A 20,241-nucleotide genomic window follows, 5' to 3' on the forward strand; every position below is an offset into this window, starting at 1 on the left:
GGATGGAAATAATTAATAACCAAATGGACTAACCTGTTTTAGTTATCGTTCTTAACGATAAAAGCGATTAAATAACCATATGAAATAAAACAACAAAAATCGATAAACACTATGAATACGAGGCGGTGACCGTTCAGAGCCGTTTTAGTTAATGATAAAAATTGTGCTTTCCGGTACTATGCGGCGGTTTTTTCCGCATTCCTGAGAGCTATGATGTCCACCACACTGTTTAAAGATTTCACCTTCGAAGCCGCACACCACCTTCCACACGTTCCTGCCGGGCACAAATGTGGCCGCCTGCATGGACACTCGTTTATGGTGCGTCTTGAAATCACCGGTGAAGTCGATCCCCATACGGGCTGGATCATGGACTTTGCCGAACTGAAGGCCGCGTTTAAGCCGACCTACGATCGTCTCGATCACTACTATCTGAATGATATTCCGGGCCTTGAAAACCCGACCAGCGAAGTGCTGGCGAAATGGATTTGGGATCAGATGAAACCGCTTGTGCCGCTGCTGAGCGCGGTCATGATCAAAGAGACCTGCACGGCAGGCTGCGTCTACCGCGGGGAGTGAATCTCCTCCGTTTCGGCCTCAAGAGGCACGAGCGGCGTAAACTCATAGAGCACCAGCGCATTACTCTCCAGTGATTCTGTCAGTTGCCAGCCGTCATCAATGCGTTCATCGTATAGGGAAAGCGTTGGACGCGCTTTGTGCGCTATCCAGCGCCACATCTCTTCGTCAGGGCCGCTTTCGCTGCCTACCCCTTCAAGCAACGGATAGAGCGCGCCGTTATGCTGATCGAAAAGATGGCGTTTAATTCGCCAAATACCGCGCATGCCCTTCAGATGTAAATGATACTGCTGGCGAAAACGCTGGATGAATGCTTCTTCACTGGAAAGGAGCGGATTAAAAACCACCACATTACGCAGCAGCAACTGGTAACCATTGTGATGGCGCGTGAGCAGAACACGCCCGTCGTTTACCAGCACCTCGCCCCGCAGGCGTTGCCAGAGCCAGAGTACCCAATAAACCGGCCGTGGGAGACCATGGTTGTACTGTAGCGCAAGGCTTGACGTATCGATGGTATTGTTCGCACGAGCTTCACCCTGAAGGCCCGAATTGAGCCAGAATCCCCCTAGCCAGACCTGTTCCGATAGCCCGAGCAGGCTCTGCATCAGCAGCGCCCCACGAAAAAACCAGCCGTTTGTCGCCCGCGTGTTCCCGGTGAGGGTATTCCAGGAGAGAAGCCAGACGGGAAGCGAACATTTGCGCAGACGAAGGGCGGCGATAATCTGGCGGATCTTCTGTACCGGATAATTTTCTGTAGAAGAGAGTTGGGCTGGCTCCCGCTGGGCAGGATCGAGAAGTTCATTGGCATCGGCTGAACAGGCAAGAAAATCGGCCTGCATCAGGATGGCTGAGCTGAACAGGGTATTGTCGCTCACGCCCGCGCTGTCGGGTGAAAATCGATGCCATAAACCAAACTTTGCCTGTGGCAGATAGTTGCGTATGACGTTTTGTTGCGCCAGCCAGACCTGCTCCCGGGTCTCCTCACTCGCCTGTGTTGACCAGTGCATGACAAAGTGCCAGCCCGCGGTGATCTCGGGCGAAAAATGATTGACCGACCGTTGTAAAAAACGGGCAAGTAGATCGCGACGGGTCGTTACGCCGGTGTGCAGCAGCACCGTCCATTGCTTTTTTGCCAGCCAGGTGAAGAGCTGATGCAGATTGTACCAGCAGGCGTAGCCCGCCATCTGGGGGTCATCCCACCCGGTGGCAAACAGACGGCTGCTGAGAAAAGGTTCGGCGATATCAACCCCCTCTATGGGAATGGCCTCATTTATCGCTTCAAGATTCTGACGAACGTCCTCACGCAGTAAATCGTCGAGCTCACGCAGGGTAATGACCACCCGCATGCGACGCAGCGAGGTGGAGAGAGGATTAAGCTGCTCAAGATCCAGTGTCTGCTCCTGCTGCGGTCGATCGATAAGCGGGGAGGCTCCCCAGCCGCGCGCCACCGGTTCATTGAGCAGGCTAAACAGCTTATCCATGGCCACCGGATAGCGCTGCTCACACCTGTCCGTACGAACACGTGTGGCCTCCGGGTGCTGGCGTCGGGACTTACGAAACTCACCCGGGGACATATTGTGAACACGCCGAAACCGATCGGTCATCATACGCGTGCTGGCGAAACCCTGCTCAAGCGCAATCTGATGCAGCGGTCGGTTCGTCAGACGGAGCGCGTCAGCCGCCTTTTCCAACCGCAGGGTAGTGATGTACTGCATGAAACTGATCCCCACTTCCTTTCTAAAGAGACGAGAGAGCCAGGCTTCAGAGACATATTCACTCGCGGCGATTTCCGCAAGCGTAATACGGCGAGAATAACTGGCATTGATCCGCTCTATCACCCGGGCAATGCGTTTGCTGTGCGCTGGGGAAAGTTCACGGGACAAAAACCGGGCGGGCTGCTGAAAGCGGCTGGTCAGCAACAGCAATATCTCGCTCAGCCAGCGGTACGCCTCCAGCCGGTAGCGGTGTGGGTCGTTGATGAGGGTGACCACAAGAAGCTGGCGCAGCAGATCGCGAAGCGCATCGCATTGGGGCCAGACGCCTCCGGCTTCTGCCGGTATAGCGTAATCATGGACAAAAAAATCATTGCAGAGCTGGACCACCCAGCGCCCGGAAAGGGACACGCGCAGGGTGATATTTGCCGTTTCGCTCGTGAACTGCCAGCGCCGATGATGGTTGATGATGGCAAGGGTATTGGCCTCCAGGATGTCACGTCCCACATCGGTATTCAGCTCAGCCCGCCCTTCCAGCACCCAGAGCAACGTTAGCGTATCGCCTTCATCCTCCACGCAGTGGCGAATGTCCTGGATCTCCACCCAAAATTCATCTCCCCGCTGATTCATCTTACCCCTCATCAAAGACAAATAATGACCGGCTCTTTTTTGTCATAACGGAATTGTATGAAAAACAATCAAAACAAAACCGTCGCTTTACAACAAAAAAATGCATTTTCTGGCAGTGCGATCGTCATAGACTCGAAATTATCACCGTTTGGCATAAAAAGGATAACAAAAATGACACATCCAATTATCGAAGCTCTGCGCGGCAAAGAAGCCCAGTTCACTGAATTACGTCGCTATTTTCATCAGCATCCTGAAATTGGTTTTGAGGAGCACAATACGAGCGATCGCGTTGCGGCGTTGCTTGAGGAATGGGGATATGAGGTTCATCGCGGCCTGGCGAAAACCGGTGTGGTCGGCACGCTGAAGGTGGGTAACGGGCCTAAACGCCTGGGTCTGCGCGCCGACATGGATGCGCTGCCTATGCAGGAAAACAGCGGCAAGGCCTGGAGCAGTACCGTTGAGGGTAAATTCCACGGCTGCGGTCATGACGGCCACACCACAACGCTCCTGTATGCAGCGGAGTACCTGGCACGCACCCGCAATTTTAACGGCACGCTGCACCTTATTTTTCAGCCTGCGGAAGAACTTCTGTATGGCGGACGCGTTATGGTAGAGGACGGTTTGTTTGACCTGTTCCCCTGCGACCACATTTTTGGTCTGCACAATATGCCGTCACAGCCCGTCGGAAAAATTGGTCTGCGCGATGGCGCCATGATGGCCTCTTCGGACACCCTTCATATTGAGGTTAACGGCGTGGGGGGTCACGGTGCGGTGCCAGAACATACCGTAGATGCCACCCTCGTTGCCTGTCATATCACTATCGCTTTGCAGTCCATTGTTTCGCGCAATATCACCCCTTTTCAGCCTGCCGTCGTTACCGTAGGCAGTATTCAGGCCGGACATGCCCCCAACATCATCAACGACAAAGTATTGATGAAACTTACCGTGCGCACGCTGGATGAAAGCGTGCGGCAAACCGTGCTACAGCGCATCCATGATATCGCCGTTGCGCAGGCGGAAAGTTTCAATGCCACGGCTACCATTCGACACATTAATGGCAGCCCGGTACTGAAAAACAATCCGCAAGCCAATGAGATGGTGCGCAGCGTCGCCACCGATCTGTTCGGTCAGGATTCCGTCGCGGAGGTGAATGCGTTTATGGGCAGCGAGGACTTTGCGTTCATGCTCGAGAAAAATCCCAATGGCTGTTATTTCACCCTTGGCGCTGGCGATGAGCCTGACCGCTGCATGGTGCATAACCCGGGCTACGACTTTAACGACACTATTCTCCTCACCGGCGCGGCGCTGTGGGCCGCACTGACCGAACACTATCTGCGCTGATTCGCACCTTCCCGGGAGGGCTGCATTATGAGTACCGTTTCCCTGACAGACGCATCCGCCTACGCCGGTAACGATCGGCTGCTGGCGGGTATCGTCATGAGCGTTCTGACCTTCTGGCTGTTTGCCCAGTCGGTTATCAACGTGGTTCCGGCCATGCAGAATAGCCTCGACATTGCCCTCGAAACCCTTACGCTGGCCGTCAGCCTGAGCGCGTTGTTTAGCGGCTGTTTTGTCGTAGCCTGCGGTGGGTTTGCCGATAAGTTTGGGCGCATGCGCCTGACCATGACAGGCCTGATTTTGAGCATGATCGGAAGCGGTCTGCTGTTCATTTCATGGGAGCCCGTCCTGTTTCTGTTGGGAAGAGCGATACAGGGGCTATCCGCGGCCTGCATCATGCCCGCCACGCTGGCGCTGATTAAGACCTGGTATGAAGGTAAAGCACGCCAGCGCGCAATCAGCTTCTGGGTTATTGGTTCATGGGGCGGGAGTGGCCTGAGCTCGTTTGTGGGAGGTGCCATCGCCACCACGCTGGGCTGGCGCTGGATTTTTATTTTGTCGATAGTGGTGGCTCTGGTCGCGCTATTGCTTATCCGCGCGACGCCGGAAAGCCGCAGCCCTGATGCGTGTCGACATAAACTGGATATCAGCGGCCTGGTGAGTTTTGTCCTTATGCTGGTGCTGTTCAATCTGTTTATCAGCAAAGGACACAGCTGGGGCTGGAGCAGCAGTTTATCGCTTCTTGTACTGTGTGGAGCCGTGATTGCACTGATGTGCTTTGTCGTTACCGGGCGGCGGAAGGGCGATGCGGCGTTGATCGATTTCGCCCTGTTTAAAAACAGGGCCTATAGCGCCTCGGTATTCTCAAATTTCCTGCTCAACGGCTGCATTGGCACCATGATGATCGCCAGCATCTGGTTGCAGCAAGGCCATCATCTGTCACCGCTACAGACCGGCATGATGACGCTGGGGTATCTGGTTACCGTACTGGCGATGATCCGGGTGGGTGAAAAACTGCTTCAGCGCTATGGCGCAAGGCTGCCGATGATGACCGGCCCGCTGCTGACCGCAACAGGTATTACGCTGATTTCATGCACCTTCTTAAGCAAAGAGGTCTACATTGTCACCGTCTTTCTGAGCAATATTTTATTCGGGCTGGGGCTCGGATGTTACGCCACGCCCTCAACGGACACGGCGGTAATGAATGCCCCTGAAAACAAAGTGGGGGTGGCTTCAGGGATCTATAAGATGGGCAGTTCCCTGGGCGGCGCAATGGGGATCGCGGTCACCGCATCGCTGTACGCCCTATGGCTGCCGATGGGAACGGCCAGTGCCGCGCAGTATGCCTTGCTGTTCAACAGTGCGATTTGCCTTGGGTCGGCAGTCGTGACCTGGGCTTTACTGCCAACAACAAAAGCCCCGCGTTAAGCGGGGCCACAAAAGTATCAGGCAATGTTCAGATATTTGTGCGTCTGCATCGACAGGCGCCAGTTGCGGGCGATACAGGTTTCAATGCACAGCCGGGTTGCATCGTCTTTCTGGCTGATAGGCTGTAGCGCGATCACGCGCTGCTTTTCGTCCGTCAGCGTCGCCAGCAGTTCGTCCAGCGCTTCGATGTCACGCACGCGCCCCACCGGATGTTTGATCTCATCCGCACGCTCAAGCGCCTGCGACAGTACGTCATAACCGCCGCGCATATTCACTTTCGGTGAAACCGTTACCCACGTTGAATGGGAGCAGCGCACTTCATGGGTACCGCTGGTTTCGATCTGACAGCTATAGCCGTTCTTCTCGAGCAGTTCGGTGAGGGGCATCAGATCGTGAATGCAGGGTTCCCCGCCGGTGATCACCACATGCCGCGCCGTCCAGCCCTGACGACCAATAATGGCAAGCAGATCTTCCGCGCTGCCCGCGCCCCATTTATCGCTCTCTTTGGTTTTAGCCAGAATGCTGAACAGCGACACTTCCCGATCTGCGAGCTTATCCCACGTATGTTTGGTATCACACCAGGCGCAGCCAACCGGGCATCCCTGTAAACGAATAAAGATAGCGGGAACGCCGGTAAAGTAACCCTCGCCTTGCAGGGTCTGGAACATCTCGTTAATCGGGTACTGCATAGTCAACTCTGTTAAGGGAATAAACGATAAGTATCGCAGATCCCCGTCAGATGATCATGCTCCATCGGTGCTTTGCGCGCCAATTGCCGCCATAAACCGTTCCGTAATTTGCTGCGGTCGGGTGATCGCCCCGCCGACGACAACCGTATGCGCCCCCAACTCCAGACACCTGGCCGCGCGATCGGGGGTATCCACGTTACCTTCGGCAATCACGGGGATCGTGACGGCAGACAGCACCTCTTTCAAAAACGCGCAGTCATTTTCCGGTAGCGAATGGCCCGCGGTCTCTGCCGTATAACCGTAAAGGGTGGTTCCGACACAATCAAACCCCAGCGCCTGCGCGGTCACGGCCTCCTGCACGGTGGCAATATCCGCCATCAGCAGCAGCGAAGGGTAACGGGTGCGGATCTGCGCGATCAGCATGTCCAGCGATACGCCACCGGGCCGTTTCCGGGCGGTCGCATCCAGCGCAACGATGTCCGGGGCGACCGCCATCAGCTCATCCACTTCTTTGAGCGTTGCGGTGATAAACACCTCGCTATCCGGATAGTCCCGTTTGATGATGCCGATGACCGGCAGTGAGACCAGCCCTTTGATAGCCTTGATATCCACCACGCTATTGGCGCGGATCGCAGCGGCACCGCCCTGGGCTGCCGCCAGCGCCATTCGCGACATAATAAACGGGCTGTGCAGCGGTTCATTTTCCAGCGCCTGGCAGGAGACGACCAGTTTTCCTTTCAGGTTATCCAGTACAGTTTTCATTACGATAAGATCTCTTCCACTTCGTTTTTGATAATGGTGACGTGCGGGCCATAGATGATCTGGACACCGTTGCCGCGGACGATAACGCCGCGCGCGCCGGTCGCTTTCAGTGCTGCTTCATTGACTTTGCTACCGTCTTTCACCGTGACGCGAAGACGCGTGGCGCAGCAGTCAACGTCATCCAGATTGTCTCTTCCACCCAATCCGGCGATCACCGCCGCGGCACGCTCGCTTTGCGGCAGGGTAGCCTCGTCAGCCAACGCCTCCTTTTCACGGCCCGGCGTGGCAAAATCAAAACGTTTAATCAGATAGCGGAAAGTACAGTAGTAAAGGAAGAACCACGGTACGCCTACCAGCGGGACGAACATCCAGTTAGTTTTCGCTTCACCCTGCAAAATGCCGAACAGCACGAAATCAATAAACCCGCCGGAGAAAGTTTGCCCGATGGTGATATGCAGCATGTGCGCGAGCATAAACGCCAGCCCGTCAAACAGCGCATGAATGACGTACAGCACCGGCGCAATAAACAGGAATGAGAACTCGATGGGCTCGGTAATGCCCGTCAGGAAAGAGGTTAACGCCGCTGACAGCAGCAGCCCGGCTACGCGCTTCTTGTTCTCGGGTTTAGCCGTGTGGTACATCGCCAGGCAGGCGCCGAGCAGGCCAAACATCATCGTGATAAAGCGCCCGGACATGAAGCGCGACGTGCCCTCATAGAAGTGCTGGGTGTTCGGGTCCGCAAGCTGAGCGAAGAAGATCCGCTGCGTGCCCTCAACCAGGTGACCGTTAACAATTTCACTGCCGCCAAGCGCGGTGGTCCAGAACGGCAGATAAAAGATGTGGTGCAGGCCAAACGGGCCAAGCATGCGCAGGATGAAGCCGTACAGCAATGTCCCCAGATAGCCGGTGGCATCCACCAGACCGCCAAGGCCAAAGATCAGCTTCTGAAAATGCGGCCAGACCACGGTCATCAGCGTGCCGACGAGTATCGCCGCCAGTGAGCTGATAATGGGTACGAAGCGTGAGCCGCCAAAAAAGCCAAGGAATTGCGGAAGCGCGATTTTATTAAACCGATGATGCAGTGCGCAGGTCACAAGCCCAATAACGACCCCACCAAACACGCCCGTTTCAAGCGTCTGAATACCCAGCGTCATGCCCTGCCCTACGGCGCCCGGGTTCTCATGCGCCAGTTTTCCGGTCAGGATCAGCAGCGCATTGATAGTGGCATTCATCACCAGATAAGCGAGTAATGCCGCCAGCCCTGCCGTACCTTTATCATTTTTTGCCAGCCCAACGGCGACCCCAACAGCAAACAGTACCGACAGGTTTGCGAACACAATCGAGCCTGCACTGCTCATGATGGTAAATATGGCCTGTAGCCAGCCAACGTCTAAAAATGGATACGCGGTAAGCGTATTCGGATTCGATAGCGCCCCGCCGATCCCCAACAACAGACCTGCTGCGGGCAGTATGGCGATAGGTAACATAAAGGATTTGCCAAAGCGCTGCGCTTTTTCAAACCATCCGCCGGAAGACGCTCCGCTGAACATTTGCATCATTTTATTATCCCCCTGGTTGTTGATGAAAATTTTTACCACATATAATTTTAATTGTGAAAATTACCACCAAAAACCAGGACGCCGATCATACTTTTTCGAAATGACTGGCATCTCTCCCCCGCTTTCCGCCACACTAGTTGGCAGAGAAACGCATTAAGGATCTAGCATGTCGGACCATGAAAACCTGCTGCTGAAGCTACGCCAGGAGGCTTCCGGGTACAGCCCAACGCAACAAAAACTGGGGGAGTTTGTTCTCAACGATCCTGCCAGGGTGCTCTACCTGACGATCACCGAGCTGGCGCGTGAAAGCGGCACCAGCGAGGCCAGCGTCACACGCCTTTGCCGCACGCTGGGCTGTAAGGGATATAACGAATTTAAAATGGCGCTTGCGCTGGATATTCAGCAGGGTTTGCCAGAGCGTCAGGCAGGAGATGCGATAGATAACGTGGTGGATGAGTCTGTCCAGGCGCTGCAAGATACCGCAAAACTCCTCGACCGGGCCCAGCTTGAACAGGCGACACTGGCCCTGCATCAGGCGCAATCAGTGCAAATTTACGGGGTGGCAGCCAGCGCGATTCTGGGGGAGTATTTGCATTACAAGCTGCTGCGACTCGGCAAACCTGCACAGCTGTTTAGCGATATGCATCGCGCCGCCATGAATGCGACGACGCTCTCGAAAGAGACGCTGGTGGTGGCCATCTCAAGTTCTGGCTCTACACGGGATCTGCTTCACGTGGTGAAACTCGCCCGCAAGCGTGGCGTTAAGGTACTGGCGCTCAGCAATACACCCCGCAGCCCGCTGGCCTCCCTGAGCGATTTACAGCTGGTTGCAGCCAAGCCCGAGGGACCGCTGAGCGCGGGTGCGCTCAATGCCAAGGTTGGCGTGATGCTGCTGGTTGAACTGCTTACCACTTCCCTTATTGCAGTAGACAGCCATTACGGTGACGTAAGCCAGCAAACGGCCAGCGCCACGCTGCCGCTTCTGCTATAGAAAACAAAAAACCCGCCGAAGCGGGTTTTTTCATAAGAACGAAAGTTCAGGCTTATGCCTGGCCTTTGATCTCTTTACGACCGTTGTAAGGTGCTTTTTCGCCCAGCGCTTCTTCGATACGAATCAGCTGGTTGTATTTAGCAACACGGTCAGAACGGCTCATAGAACCGGTTTTGATCTGGCCAGCAGCGGTACCCACAGCCAGGTCAGCGATGGTAGCGTCTTCAGTTTCGCCAGAACGGTGAGAGATAACAGCGGTGTAGCCAGCGTCTTTCGCCATTTTGATCGCAGCCAGCGTTTCGGTCAGAGAACCGATCTGGTTGAATTTGATCAGGATGGAGTTAACGATGCCTTTCTCGATGCCTTCTTTCAGGATCTTGGTGTTGGTTACGAACAGATCGTCACCAACCAGCTGGATTTTGTCGCCCAGTACTTTGGTCTGGTATGCGAAACCATCCCAGTCAGACTCGTCCAGACCGTCTTCGATAGAAACGATTGGGTACTGTTTGGTCAGGTCTTCCAGGAAGTGGGTGAACTCTTCGGAGGTGAACGCTTTGTTGCCTTCGCCAGCCAGAACGTATTTACCGTCTTTGTAGAATTCAGATGCTGCACAGTCCATCGCCAGGGTGATGTCTTTGCCCAGCTCGTAGCCTGCTGCTTTAACCGCTTCAGCGATAACAGCCAGCGCTTCTGCGTTAGAACCCAGGTTTGGCGCGTAGCCACCTTCGTCACCAACAGCAGTGTTCATACCTTTAGCTTTCAGAACTTTAGCCAGGTTGTGGAACACTTCAGAACCCATACGCACCGCTTCTTTCAGGGATTTCGCGCCAACAGGCTGAATCATGAATTCCTGAATATCAACGTTGTTGTCTGCGTGCTCACCACCGTTGATGATGTTCATCATTGGTACAGGCATGGAGTATTTGCCTGGGGTGCCGTTCAGTTCAGCGATGTGCTCGAACAGTGGCATACCTTTAGCAGCAGCTGCTGCTTTGGCGTTCGCCAGGGAAACTGCCAGGATTGCGTTCGCACCGAAGTTAGATTTGTTTTCAGTACCGTCCAGATCGATCATGATCTTGTCGATGCCAGCCTGATCTTTGGCATCTTTGCCAACGATAGCCTGAGCAATAGGACCGTTAACAGCGCCAACCGCTTTCAGTACGCCTTTGCCCATGAAACGGGATTTGTCGCCATCACGCAGTTCCAGCGCTTCGCGGGAACCTGTAGATGCGCCTGATGGAGCAGCAGCCATACCGACGAAACCACCTTCCAGATGAACTTCGGCTTCAACGGTCGGGTTACCACGGGAGTCGATGATTTCACGACCGATGACTTTAACGATTTTGGACATTAGATTTTCCTCAGTACAAGTTAAACTAAAACTCCAGACAAACAACGCGTACCAAGGGTACGCGTTGCCGTTCTAACTTTTTTTACTTCGCCTGACGCTTCTGGTACTCGCTGGCGGCTTTCACGAAGCCTGCAAACAGCGGATGCCCGTCACGCGGCGTTGAAGTAAATTCCGGGTGGAATTGGCAGGCCACGAACCACGGATGGTTTGGCACTTCGATGATCTCGACTAACTGATCATCCCCGGAACGGCCTGCAACACGCAGACCTGCAGCTTCAATTTGTTTCAACAACATGTTGTTGACTTCATAGCGGTGACGATGGCGCTCGGTAATCACCGGCTCGCCGTACAGCTTGCGAACCACGCTATCGTCTGACAGCTGGCAGGCCTGTGCGCCAAGACGCATGGTGCCACCCAGATCGCTCTTCTCGGTACGGACTTCGACGTTACCGTCTTCGTCGCGCCATTCCGTAATCAGCGCCACGACAGGGTACTTACAGTCTGGCACAAATTCCGTAGAGTTCGCGTTTTCCATTCCCGCTACGTTGCGCGCAAATTCAATCAGCGCAACCTGCATACCCAGGCAGATGCCGAGGTATGGAATATTGTTTTCACGCGCATAGCGTGCAGTGGCGATCTTGCCTTCAACACCACGGTAGCCGAAGCCGCCAGGGATGAGAATCGCATCCAGATCTTTGAGAATTTCAACGCCGCGCGTTTCAACATCCTGCGAATCAATCAGCTTGATGTTGACGGAGACGCGATTCTTCAGACCACCGTGCTTCAGCGCCTCGATAACTGACTTATAGGCATCCGGCAGTTCAATATACTTGCCGACCATACCGATAGTCACTTCACCGCCCGGATTGGCTTCTTCGTAAATCACCTGCTCCCATTCAGACAGGTTAGCTTCCGGACAGTTCAAGCTGAATCGTTTACAAATATAATCGTCCAGACCCTGTGATTTCAACAGGCCCGGGATTTTATAAATGGAATCGACGTCTTTCATTGAAATAACGGCTTTTTCAGGCACGTTACAGAACAATGCAATTTTCGCGCGTTCGTTCGCCGGAATCGCGCGATCGGAACGGCAAACCAGGATATCAGGCTGAATACCGATGGAAAGCAGCTCTTTAACAGAGTGCTGAGTCGGTTTGGTTTTCACTTCACCTGCTGCCGCCATGTAAGGCACCAGCGTCAGGTGCATGAACAGCGCGTTCTCACGACCAATATCTACCGCCAGCTGACGAATCGCTTCGAGGAACGGCAGGGATTCGATATCCCCTACGGTACCGCCGATTTCAACCAGCACAACGTCATGCCCTTCGCCACCGGCAAGGACACGCTCTTTGATGGCGTTAGTGATGTGTGGGATGACCTGCACGGTCGCGCCCAGGTAGTCACCACGGCGCTCTTTACGCAGAACGTCAGAGTAGATACGGCCAGTCGTAAAGTTGTTACGACGGGTCATTTTGGTACGGATGAAACGCTCGTAGTGGCCAAGATCCAGATCGGTTTCAGCGCCGTCTTCAGTAACGAACACTTCCCCGTGTTGGGTTGGGCTCATGGTGCCTGGATCGACGTTGATGTACGGATCCAGTTTCATCATGGTCACATTGAGGCCACGGGCTTCAAGAATGGCTGCGAGGGAGGCTGCGGCAATGCCTTTACCCAGAGAGGATACGACCCCGCCGGTCACAAAAATATAGTTCGTTGTCATGCTGAACCTGAGAAGTTAGGGTGAAACGATGGAATAACCAGGACGGGAAAGTAGTATACCCGAACACGACGAGCGCCACAAACTTTCATTCTCCGTCTCCTTCCCAGGCCATGACAAACATAAGGAGTGAGAAAATAGCCCCTTTTGGGTAAATGTTTTTGACACAAATCAAGCGCTTGTCATTTAAAAAATCACACAAATTGCGCTTGATCGCAAAATTTCGTTAGAGATCATGTTCCTGGCGTTTTACTTCCTGCCAGACTTCCTCCATCGCGTCGAGGTCAATGCCGCTCATTTCCAGGCCACGCGAGGCCACAATGCGCTCAACTTCGCGGAAGCGACGTTCGAATTTAATGTTCGCTTTTTGCAGGGCGGTTTCCGCTTTTACACCGAGGTGGCGAGAAAGGTTGACGGTCGCGAACAGCAGATCGCCCATCTCCTCTTCCAGCTTTGCTTCATCCACAACGGCCTGCTGCGCTTCATGCATCACTTCGTCGATCTCTTCGTGCACTTTTTCCAGCACCGGGCCGAGAGAGGTCCAGTCAAACCCTACCGCCGAGCAGCGCTTTTGAATTTTGTGCGCGCGCATCAGCGCAGGAAGGTTCAGGGGAATGTCGTCCAGCGCCGAGTGCTGGGATTTTTCAGCGCGTTCGGCGCTTTTGATCTGCTCCCAGCGCGCCAGCACTTCCGCACTGTTGCCTGCGGAGGCATCGCCAAAGATATGCGGATGACGGCGCTCCAGCTTGTCGCTGATAGCGGCGCAGATGTCGTCAAAGTTAAAGCGCCCCTCTTCCTGCGCCATCTGAGCGTAGAACACCACCTGGAACAGCAGGTCGCCCAGCTCACCGCGCAGGTCGTCGAAATCTTCGCGCGAAATCGCGTCCAGCACTTCGTAGGTCTCTTCCAGCGTGTAAGGCGCAATGGTGGCGAAAGTCTGCTCTTTATCCCACGGGCAGCCGTTTTCCGGGTCGCGCAGGCGTTTCATGATGCCAAGCAGGCGGTCGATTTGAGTCATAGTTCTGTCCTGATGTCAAAATGCCGGGTGGCAGCGTTGCCTTACCCGGCCTACAGAAGAGGATGTTCAGCCGCCGTGCAGACGACGCGCGTCAATCACATCCGGCACCTGGTTCAGTTTACCGAGCACCCGGCCCAGCACCTGCAGGTTATAGATTTCGATGGTCATATCGATGGTGGCAAGCTGCTCGCGGGTATCGCTGCGGCTGGCAACGCCCAGCACGTTGACCTTCTCGTTGGCGAGAATGGTGGTGATGTCGCGCAGCAGGCCACTGCGGTCGTTGGCAGTGACGCGCACCACCAGCGAGTAGCCAGAGGAGTAGCTTTCACCCCAGACGGCTTCCACGATACGTTCCGGCGCATGCGATTGCAGCTCAGCAAGCTGATCACAGTCGGAGCGGTGAATTGAGATCCCGCGCCCCTGGGTGATAAAGCCGACAATATCGTCACCCGGTATCGGCTGGCAGCAGCGGGCAATATGGTGCATGAGGTTACCCACCCCTTCAACCACCACGCGGCCATTGTCCTTGCTGCGCTGCTGCGGAGCGTAGGTTTTCTGCTGGAGCTGTTTCAGCGCTGCCGCATCCTGCTCTGCCGCGCTTGGCTTGTTGAACTGCGCTTGCAGGAAGTTCACCATCTGGTTCAGGCGGATATCGCCGCCGCCAATCGCCGCTAACAGTTCGTCGAGCTCGTTGAAGTTGTAGCGCGGCAGCAGGAACTTCTCCGCCTCTTTCAGGTTTATCCCGATATGCTCCAGCTCGTCGTCAAGGATCTGACGACCGGCAAGGATATTCTTGTCACGATCCTGCTTGCGGAACCAGGCGTGAATTTTAGAGCGCCCGCGGCTGGTGGTCACGTAACCGAGGTTTGGATTCAGCCAGTCGCGGCTTGGGTTTGGCTGCTTCTGGGTGATGATTTCAATCTGGTCACCCATCTGTAGCTGGTAGGTAAACGGTACGATACGTCCGCCGATCTTCGCCCCGATGCAACGGTGCCCCACGTCGCTGTGAATGTGGTAGGCGAAATCGAGCGGCGTAGAGCCTGCCGGCAGATCAACCACATCCCCTTTCGGGGTAAAGACGTAGACGCGATCGTCGAAGACCTGACTGCGCACTTCGTCGAGCATTTCGCCGGAGTCGGCCATCTCTTCCTGCCACGCAATCAGCTTACGCAGCCAGGCGATACGGTCCTCGTGTCCGGAGCGCGCGCCGCCGGAAGTGCCTTCTTTGTACTTCCAGTGCGCGGCGACGCCCAGTTCGGCGTCTTCGTGCATCTGTTTAGTACGGATCTGAATTTCCACAGTTTTGCCGCCGGGGCCGAGCACCACAGTGTGGATGGACTGATAGCCATTCGGTTTGGGGTTCGCGACGTAGTCATCGAACTCATCCGGCAGATGGCGGAAGTGAGTATGTACTATCCCCAGCGCGGCGTAGCAGTCCTGGAGACGCTCCGCCACGATACGCACGGCGCGCACGTCAAACAGCTCGTCAAAGGCGAGGTGTTTCTTCTGCATTTTGCGCCAGATGCTGTAGATGTGCTTCGGACGCCCGTAGACCTCGGCGCGCACATTCTCCTCTTTCATCGACTGGCGCAGCCCGCTGACAAATTCCTCGATATAGTGTTCGCGGTCGATGCGGCGTTCGTGCAGCAATTTTGCAATGCGTTTGTATTCCGCCGGATGCAGATAGCGGAAGCAGTAATCTTCCAGCTCCCACTTCAGTTGCCCGATACCCAGACGGTTCGCCAGCGGCGCATAGATATTCGTACACTCTTTGGCGGCCAGGACGCGCTCGTCTTCCGGCGCATCCTTCACTTCGCGCAGATGGGCAACCCGTTCGGCCAGCTTGATCACCACGCAGCGAAAATCATCCACCATCGCCAGCAGCATGCGGCGGACGTTATCCACCTGCTCGGAAGAGACAGAATCCGTTTGCGCGGCTTTCAGTTGACGGATGGCGGCCATATCACGCACGCCGTGGATGAGCGCCACGACGGACTGGCCGACGCTTTCACGCAGCACGTCTTCCGTCACCACGTTAGCATCTGCCAGTGGGAACAGCAGTGCGGCCTGTAGCGTTTCGATATCCATGTTAAGCATGGAGAGAATTTCAACCATCTCCACGCCGCGCCACAACAGCAGTTCAGCGTCCGGATGCCCCTGCGTTGTGCGTAAACAATAGGCCCAGGTTTCGGTTAAGCGTTCACACGACTGCTGGCTGGAAATCCCCAGACTTGCGATCCATTTTTGAGGGTCAAACTCACCAGCTTTATTTAAATGTGCACTTCTTACCGCAACCATCGTCCTCTCCTTTAGGGACAAGGGCCTGTCGAAGTCGACAAGCCAAACTCATTAGATGTGCTCGAACAACACCATTGATTCCAGATGTCCAGTGTGCGGGAACATGTCCAGCATTGCCAGACGCCGAATCTGGTAACCCCCGCTCAATAATGCTTCGCTGTCACGGGCCAGCGTCGCCGGGTTACAGGAAACATAGACCACGCGTTCAGGCGCGAGTTTAATTATATGCTGCATCACGCCCGGCGCACCTGCGCGCGCCGGATCGAGCAGGATCTTATCAAAGCCCTGCTTAGCCCACGGTTGCTGAGTAACATCATCCTCAAGATTTTGATGAAAGAATGTCACATTTTGCAAGCCGTTCTGTTGGGCGTTATCCTGGCCTTTCGCCACCAAAGCCTCAACGCCTTCCACCCCGACCACGCTTGCGGCTTTGCGGGCCAGCGGCAGGGTAAAGTTACCCATACCGCAGAACAGATCGAGCACCCGATCGGTGGGCTGGACGTCAAGCCACGCCAGCGCGTTCGCCACCATCTGCTGGTTCACGCCGTCATTGACCTGGATAAAATCCCGCGGGCTAAACGTTAAGCGTAGCCCGTCTGACGCATACCAGGGCGCGTCTCCGCTAACCTGCTCAAGTATCTCGCTTTGCGGCGCGAGGAAAAGCGCAAGCTCATGAGAATGCGAAAAGCGTTCCAGTTTTTCGCGATCTGCCCTGGACAGCGGTGCGGTGTGGCGCAGCACCATCAGCGGGCCGCCGTTTGCCAGCACCAGTTCGACATGGCCCAGCGAACGCACACCATCCAGCGATGCAAGACAGTGGTGCACGGCCGGGAGCAGTGCCTCAAGTTGGGGCACCAAAACAGGGCATTGCGTGATGGAGACGATATCGCTGGAGCTGGCTTTGCGAAACCCCATCTCCAGCCGTTCAGTTTTTGGCTGGTAGCTTAGACTCAGGCGAGCGCGGCGACGGTAGCCCCACGGCTGGTCAGCAACGATGTCACTGACGTCATGTTTTAGCAGGCGGGCCAGCGCGTTGCTTTTACTTTTTTGCTGTAATTCTGTGCTGGCATGCTGTTGCTGACAGCCTCCGCAAACGCCAAAATGGGGGCAGCGAGGCGTCACGCGCTCCGGGCTATCATTAAGACGGCGCTTGACCTGGCCGCGCGCATACTGGCGTTTGTCTTCCGTCAGCGTAATATCTGCGCGTTCTCCTGGCAGCAAACCTGTGATAAACAGTGTCTTACCCTTGTGACGCGCTACCCCCTGTCCAAAAGGATCGAGGTCAGAGGCTTCAACAGTTATGATCTGACGCGTCGTCACGCGTCGTTTTGCAGAGTAGAATTGCGCCATCGCCGAGATTGTTCTCAAATAAACATAATTAGCCTGATTGTCCCATAACGGAACTCCATGACCAACTACAGCCTGCGCGCGCGCATGATGATTTTGATCCTCGCTCCTACCGTTCTCATCGGTTTGCTGCTGAGCATTTTCTTTGTGGTGCATCGCTATAACGATTTGCAGAGACAGCTTGAAGATGCCGGGGCCAGCATTATCGAACCGCTGGCCGTCTCCAGCGAGTACGGTATGAACCTGCAAAACCGTGAATCCATTGGTCAGTTAATCAGCGTGCTGCACCGCCGTCATTCAGAGATTGTGCGCGCCATTTCCGTTTACGATGAGCATAACCGTCTTTTCGTCACCTCGAATTTCCATCTGGATCCCACGTCGCTGAAAATCCCGGAAGGTACCCCTTTCCCGCGTCATCTCACGGTCCTGCGGCGCGGCGATATCATGATCCTGCGCACGCCGATTATCTCAGAAAGCTATTCACCCGACGAATCCGCCCAGTCCGATGCGAAGTCCAGCAATAATATGCTGGGATATGTGGCGCTGGAGCTGGATCTCAAGTCGGTGCGGCTCCAGCAGTACAAAGAAATATTCATCTCCGGCGTGATGATGCTGTTCTGTATCGGCATCGCGTTGATCTTCGGCTGGCGGCTGATGCGCGACGTCACGGGGCCTATCCGTAACATGGTGAATACCGTTGACCGGATCCGCCGGGGTCAGCTGGACAGCCGCGTGGAAGGCTTCATGCTCGGCGAGCTGGATATGCTGAAAAACGGCATCAACTCAATGGCGATGTCGCTGGCGGCTTATCACGAAGAGATGCAGCACAACGTTGACCAGGCCACCTCTGACCTGCGTGAAACGCTGGAGCAGATGGAGATCCAGAACGTGGAGCTGGATCTGGCGAAAAAACGCGCTCAGGAGGCGGCCCGTATTAAGTCTGAGTTCCTGGCAAACATGTCACATGAGCTGCGCACGCCGCTGAACGGGGTGATTGGCTTCACCCGTCTGACGCTTAAAAGCGAGCTCAACCCGACCCAGCGTGACCACCTGCATACCATTGAACGCTCAGCCAACAACCTGCTGACCATTATTAACGACGTACTGGACTTCTCGAAGCTGGAAGCGGGCAAGCTGATTCTGGAGAGTATCCCCTTCCCGCTGCGCAGCACACTGGATGACGTGGTCACGCTTCTCGCCCACTCCTCGCATGATAAGGGGCTGGAACTGACGCTTAATATCAAAAATGACGTACCGGATAACGTCATTGGCGACCCGCTGCGCCTGCAACAGGTCATCACCAATCTGGTGGGCAACGCGATTAAGTTCACCGAGAGCGGCAACATCGACATTCTGGTCGAAAAAAGGGCGCTCAGTAATAATAAGGTCCAGATTGAAGTTCAGATCCGGGATACCGGCATCGGCATTCCGGAGCGCGATCAGTCGCGTCTGTTCCAGGCGTTCCGCCAGGCCGATGCGAGCATTTCCCGTCGTCACGGCGGAACGGGCCTGGGTCTGGTGATCACCCAAAAGCTGGTGAAAGAGATGGGAGGCGATATCTCCTTCCACAGCCAGCCTAACCGGGGCTCGACCTTCTGGTTCCATATCAATCTTGATCTTAATCCGAACGTGCAAACCGACGGTCCGGTCACCGACTGCCTGAAAGGGATGCGTCTGGCCTATGTGGAACCGAACGCCGCCGCGGCGCAGTGTACGCTGGATGTATTAAGCAGCACGCCGCTGGAGGTGGTCTACAGCCCGACCTTCTCCGCGCTGGCGAACGATCATTACGATATTCTTTTGCTGGGGATTCCGGTGACATTTACCGGAGAACTGACCATGCAGCAGGAACGGCTGGCAAAGGCTGCCTCAATGACGGACTACCTGCTGCTGGCTCTGCCGTGCCACGCCCAAATCAACGCCGAAGAGCTTAAAAACGACGGGGCGGCGGCATGTCTGCTGAAACCCCTCACCGCCACACGGCTGTTACCTGCGTTGACTGAATATTGCCGTCTGACGCATCAGTCCCTGCCGCTGGAAAACGACGAACATAAGCTGCCGATGACGGTGATGGCCGTGGATGATAACCCGGCAAACCTTAAGCTGATTGGCGTGCTGCTTGAGGATCAGGTTCAGCACGTTGAACTGTGTACCAGCGGCGCCGAAGCCGTAGAACAAGCCAAACAGATGCAGTTTGACCTGATCCTGATGGATATTCAGATGCCGGGCATGGATGGCATCCGCGCCTGCGAATTAATTCGTCAGCTTCCGCACCAGCAGCAGACGCCGGTGATTGCCGTGACGGCGCACGCGATGGCGGGACAAAAAGAGAAACTGCTGGGTGCGGGCATGAACGATTATCTGGCGAAACCGATTGATGAAGAGAAGCTGCACAGCCTGCTGCTGCGCTACAAACCGGGTCACATTGGCGGGACGTACACAATTTCAGCTGAATCGCCGGAAATCAGCGTTAACCAGAATGCCACGTTTGACTGGCAACTGGCGCTGCGCCAGGCAGCAGGCAAAGCCGATCTGGCCCGCGATATGCTGCAAATGCTGGTGGACTTCCTGCCTGAGATCCGTAACAAGGTTGAAGAACAGCTGGTGGGCGAAAACCCTGATGGGCTGCTGGAGGCCATCCATAAACTGCACGGTAGCTGCGGCTACAGCGGCGTGCCGCGGTTGAAAAATCTCTGCCAGTTGCTTGAACAGCAGCTCCGCGCGGGTACGCCAGAATCCGATCTTGAGCCGGAGTTTCTGGAGCTGCTGGACGAGATGGACAACGTGACGCGGGAAGCGATGAAGGTGTTGGGAAGCTAAGACAAAAG

The 20,241-nt window shown here is 55.3% G+C and carries 14 protein-coding genes; 5 read left to right on the forward strand and 9 right to left on the reverse strand.

What is annotated here, in order from left to right:
- Positions 1-210: 210 nt before the first annotated feature.
- Positions 211-576, forward strand: coding sequence for a 6-carboxytetrahydropterin synthase QueD (gene queD / locus ACQG11_RS04090; protein ID WP_006811776.1), 366 nt, complete (start codon positions 211-213; stop codon positions 574-576).
- On the opposite strand, the gene ACQG11_RS04095 is transcribed toward queD, so the two are convergent.
- Positions 561-2,915 (reverse strand): helix-turn-helix domain-containing protein, encoded by a 2,355-nt coding sequence (locus ACQG11_RS04095; RefSeq protein ID WP_426728197.1) that lies wholly within the window; start codon positions 2,913-2,915, stop codon positions 561-563. The genes queD and ACQG11_RS04095 overlap by 16 nt on opposite strands.
- 171 nt (positions 2,916-3,086) lie before the next feature.
- On the opposite strand from ACQG11_RS04095, the gene ACQG11_RS04100 reads away from it, so the two are divergent.
- A complete protein-coding gene (locus ACQG11_RS04100; RefSeq protein WP_022649197.1) occupies positions 3,087-4,256 on the forward strand; it encodes a M20 aminoacylase family protein in 1,170 nt (389 codons plus the stop codon).
- Between the two features lie 27 nt (positions 4,257-4,283).
- Positions 4,284-5,681: an MFS transporter gene (locus ACQG11_RS04105; RefSeq protein WP_032626005.1), complete on the forward strand. Its 1,398-nt coding sequence runs from the start codon at positions 4,284-4,286 to the stop codon at positions 5,679-5,681.
- A 17-nt stretch (positions 5,682-5,698) separates the two neighbouring features.
- Here ACQG11_RS04105 and queE read toward each other — a convergent pair whose 3' ends face one another.
- From queE to ACQG11_RS04120, 3 genes are read right to left on the reverse strand one after another with little or no spacing between them, the layout of a single operon-like run.
- Positions 5,699-6,370, reverse strand: a complete 672-nt coding sequence (queE, locus tag ACQG11_RS04110) for a 7-carboxy-7-deazaguanine synthase QueE (protein ID WP_006811780.1) — start codon at positions 6,368-6,370, stop codon at positions 5,699-5,701.
- 54 nt (positions 6,371-6,424) lie between these two features.
- Positions 6,425-7,132, reverse strand: a complete 708-nt coding sequence (locus ACQG11_RS04115; protein ID WP_023298492.1) for an N-acetylmannosamine-6-phosphate 2-epimerase — start codon at positions 7,130-7,132, stop codon at positions 6,425-6,427.
- Positions 7,132-8,691 (reverse strand): maltose/glucose-specific PTS transporter subunit IIC, encoded by a 1,560-nt coding sequence (locus ACQG11_RS04120; RefSeq protein ID WP_426728198.1) that lies wholly within the window; start codon positions 8,689-8,691, stop codon positions 7,132-7,134. Before ACQG11_RS04120 ends, ACQG11_RS04115 begins: the two co-directional genes overlap by 1 nt.
- Before the next feature lie 166 nt (positions 8,692-8,857).
- On the opposite strand from ACQG11_RS04120, the gene ACQG11_RS04125 reads away from it, so the two are divergent.
- The gene (locus ACQG11_RS04125; protein WP_015571725.1) at positions 8,858-9,682 is read left to right on the forward strand and encodes a MurR/RpiR family transcriptional regulator; all 825 of its coding nucleotides are present in this window, start codon (positions 8,858-8,860) and stop codon (positions 9,680-9,682) included.
- A 52-nt stretch (positions 9,683-9,734) separates the two neighbouring features.
- Here the strand turns inward: ACQG11_RS04125 and eno are convergent, their stop codons facing one another.
- The 5 genes from eno to rlmD all read right to left on the reverse strand — a co-directional run bounded on the left by eno (position 9,735) and on the right by rlmD (position 17,416).
- Positions 9,735-11,033, reverse strand: coding sequence for a phosphopyruvate hydratase (gene eno / locus ACQG11_RS04130; protein WP_022649201.1), 1,299 nt, complete (start codon positions 11,031-11,033; stop codon positions 9,735-9,737).
- An 82-nt stretch (positions 11,034-11,115) separates the two neighbouring features.
- Positions 11,116-12,753 (reverse strand): glutamine hydrolyzing CTP synthase, encoded by a 1,638-nt coding sequence (gene pyrG / locus ACQG11_RS04135; protein WP_022649202.1) that lies wholly within the window; start codon positions 12,751-12,753, stop codon positions 11,116-11,118.
- Between the two features lie 223 nt (positions 12,754-12,976).
- On the reverse strand, positions 12,977-13,768 hold the full coding sequence (mazG, locus tag ACQG11_RS04140) for a nucleoside triphosphate pyrophosphohydrolase (protein WP_003862720.1): 792 nt from the start codon (positions 13,766-13,768) through the stop codon (positions 12,977-12,979).
- Between the two features lie 66 nt (positions 13,769-13,834).
- The gene (relA, locus tag ACQG11_RS04145; protein WP_426728199.1) at positions 13,835-16,066 is read right to left on the reverse strand and encodes a GTP diphosphokinase; all 2,232 of its coding nucleotides are present in this window, start codon (positions 16,064-16,066) and stop codon (positions 13,835-13,837) included.
- 51 nt (positions 16,067-16,117) lie between these two features.
- Positions 16,118-17,416 carry a 23S rRNA (uracil(1939)-C(5))-methyltransferase RlmD gene (gene rlmD, locus ACQG11_RS04150; protein WP_228338417.1) on the reverse strand — a complete coding sequence of 433 codons (1,299 nt, stop codon included), beginning with the start codon at positions 17,414-17,416 and terminating at the stop codon, positions 16,118-16,120.
- A gap of 57 nt (positions 17,417-17,473) precedes the next feature.
- On the opposite strand from rlmD, the gene barA reads away from it, so the two are divergent.
- Positions 17,474-20,233 carry a two-component sensor histidine kinase BarA gene (barA, locus tag ACQG11_RS04155; RefSeq protein WP_032626010.1) on the forward strand — a complete coding sequence of 920 codons (2,760 nt, stop codon included), beginning with the start codon at positions 17,474-17,476 and terminating at the stop codon, positions 20,231-20,233.
- Positions 20,234-20,241 lie beyond the last annotated feature (8 nt).

It is taken from the genome of Enterobacter cloacae complex sp. 372C4, from assembly GCF_050030615.1.
Classification (GTDB): Bacteria; Pseudomonadota; Gammaproteobacteria; order Enterobacterales; family Enterobacteriaceae; genus Enterobacter; species Enterobacter intestinihominis.

Bases quoted from the DNA above. Each gene is read 5' to 3' on its own strand.
- queD (WP_006811776.1), top strand. From the start codon at position 211: ATGATGTCCACCACACTGTTTAAAGATTTCACCTTCGAAGCCGCACAC.
- ACQG11_RS04095 (WP_426728197.1), bottom strand. From the start codon at position 2,915: ATGAATCAGCGGGGAGATGAATTTTGGGTGGAGATCCAGGACATTCGC.
- ACQG11_RS04100 (WP_022649197.1), top strand. From the start codon at position 3,087: ATGACACATCCAATTATCGAAGCTCTGCGCGGCAAAGAAGCCCAGTTC.
- ACQG11_RS04105 (WP_032626005.1), top strand. From the start codon at position 4,284: ATGAGTACCGTTTCCCTGACAGACGCATCCGCCTACGCCGGTAACGAT.
- queE (WP_006811780.1), bottom strand. From the start codon at position 6,370: ATGCAGTACCCGATTAACGAGATGTTCCAGACCCTGCAAGGCGAGGGT.
- ACQG11_RS04115 (WP_023298492.1), bottom strand. From the start codon at position 7,132: ATGAAAACTGTACTGGATAACCTGAAAGGAAAACTGGTCGTCTCCTGC.
- ACQG11_RS04120 (WP_426728198.1), bottom strand. From the start codon at position 8,691: ATGATGCAAATGTTCAGCGGAGCGTCTTCCGGCGGATGGTTTGAAAAA.
- ACQG11_RS04125 (WP_015571725.1), top strand. From the start codon at position 8,858: ATGTCGGACCATGAAAACCTGCTGCTGAAGCTACGCCAGGAGGCTTCC.
- eno (WP_022649201.1), bottom strand. From the start codon at position 11,033: ATGTCCAAAATCGTTAAAGTCATCGGTCGTGAAATCATCGACTCCCGT.
- pyrG (WP_022649202.1), bottom strand. From the start codon at position 12,753: ATGACAACGAACTATATTTTTGTGACCGGCGGGGTCGTATCCTCTCTG.
- mazG (WP_003862720.1), bottom strand. From the start codon at position 13,768: ATGACTCAAATCGACCGCCTGCTTGGCATCATGAAACGCCTGCGCGAC.
- relA (WP_426728199.1), bottom strand. From the start codon at position 16,066: ATGGTTGCGGTAAGAAGTGCACATTTAAATAAAGCTGGTGAGTTTGAC.
- rlmD (WP_228338417.1), bottom strand. From the start codon at position 17,416: ATGGCGCAATTCTACTCTGCAAAACGACGCGTGACGACGCGTCAGATC.
- barA (WP_032626010.1), top strand. From the start codon at position 17,474: ATGACCAACTACAGCCTGCGCGCGCGCATGATGATTTTGATCCTCGCT.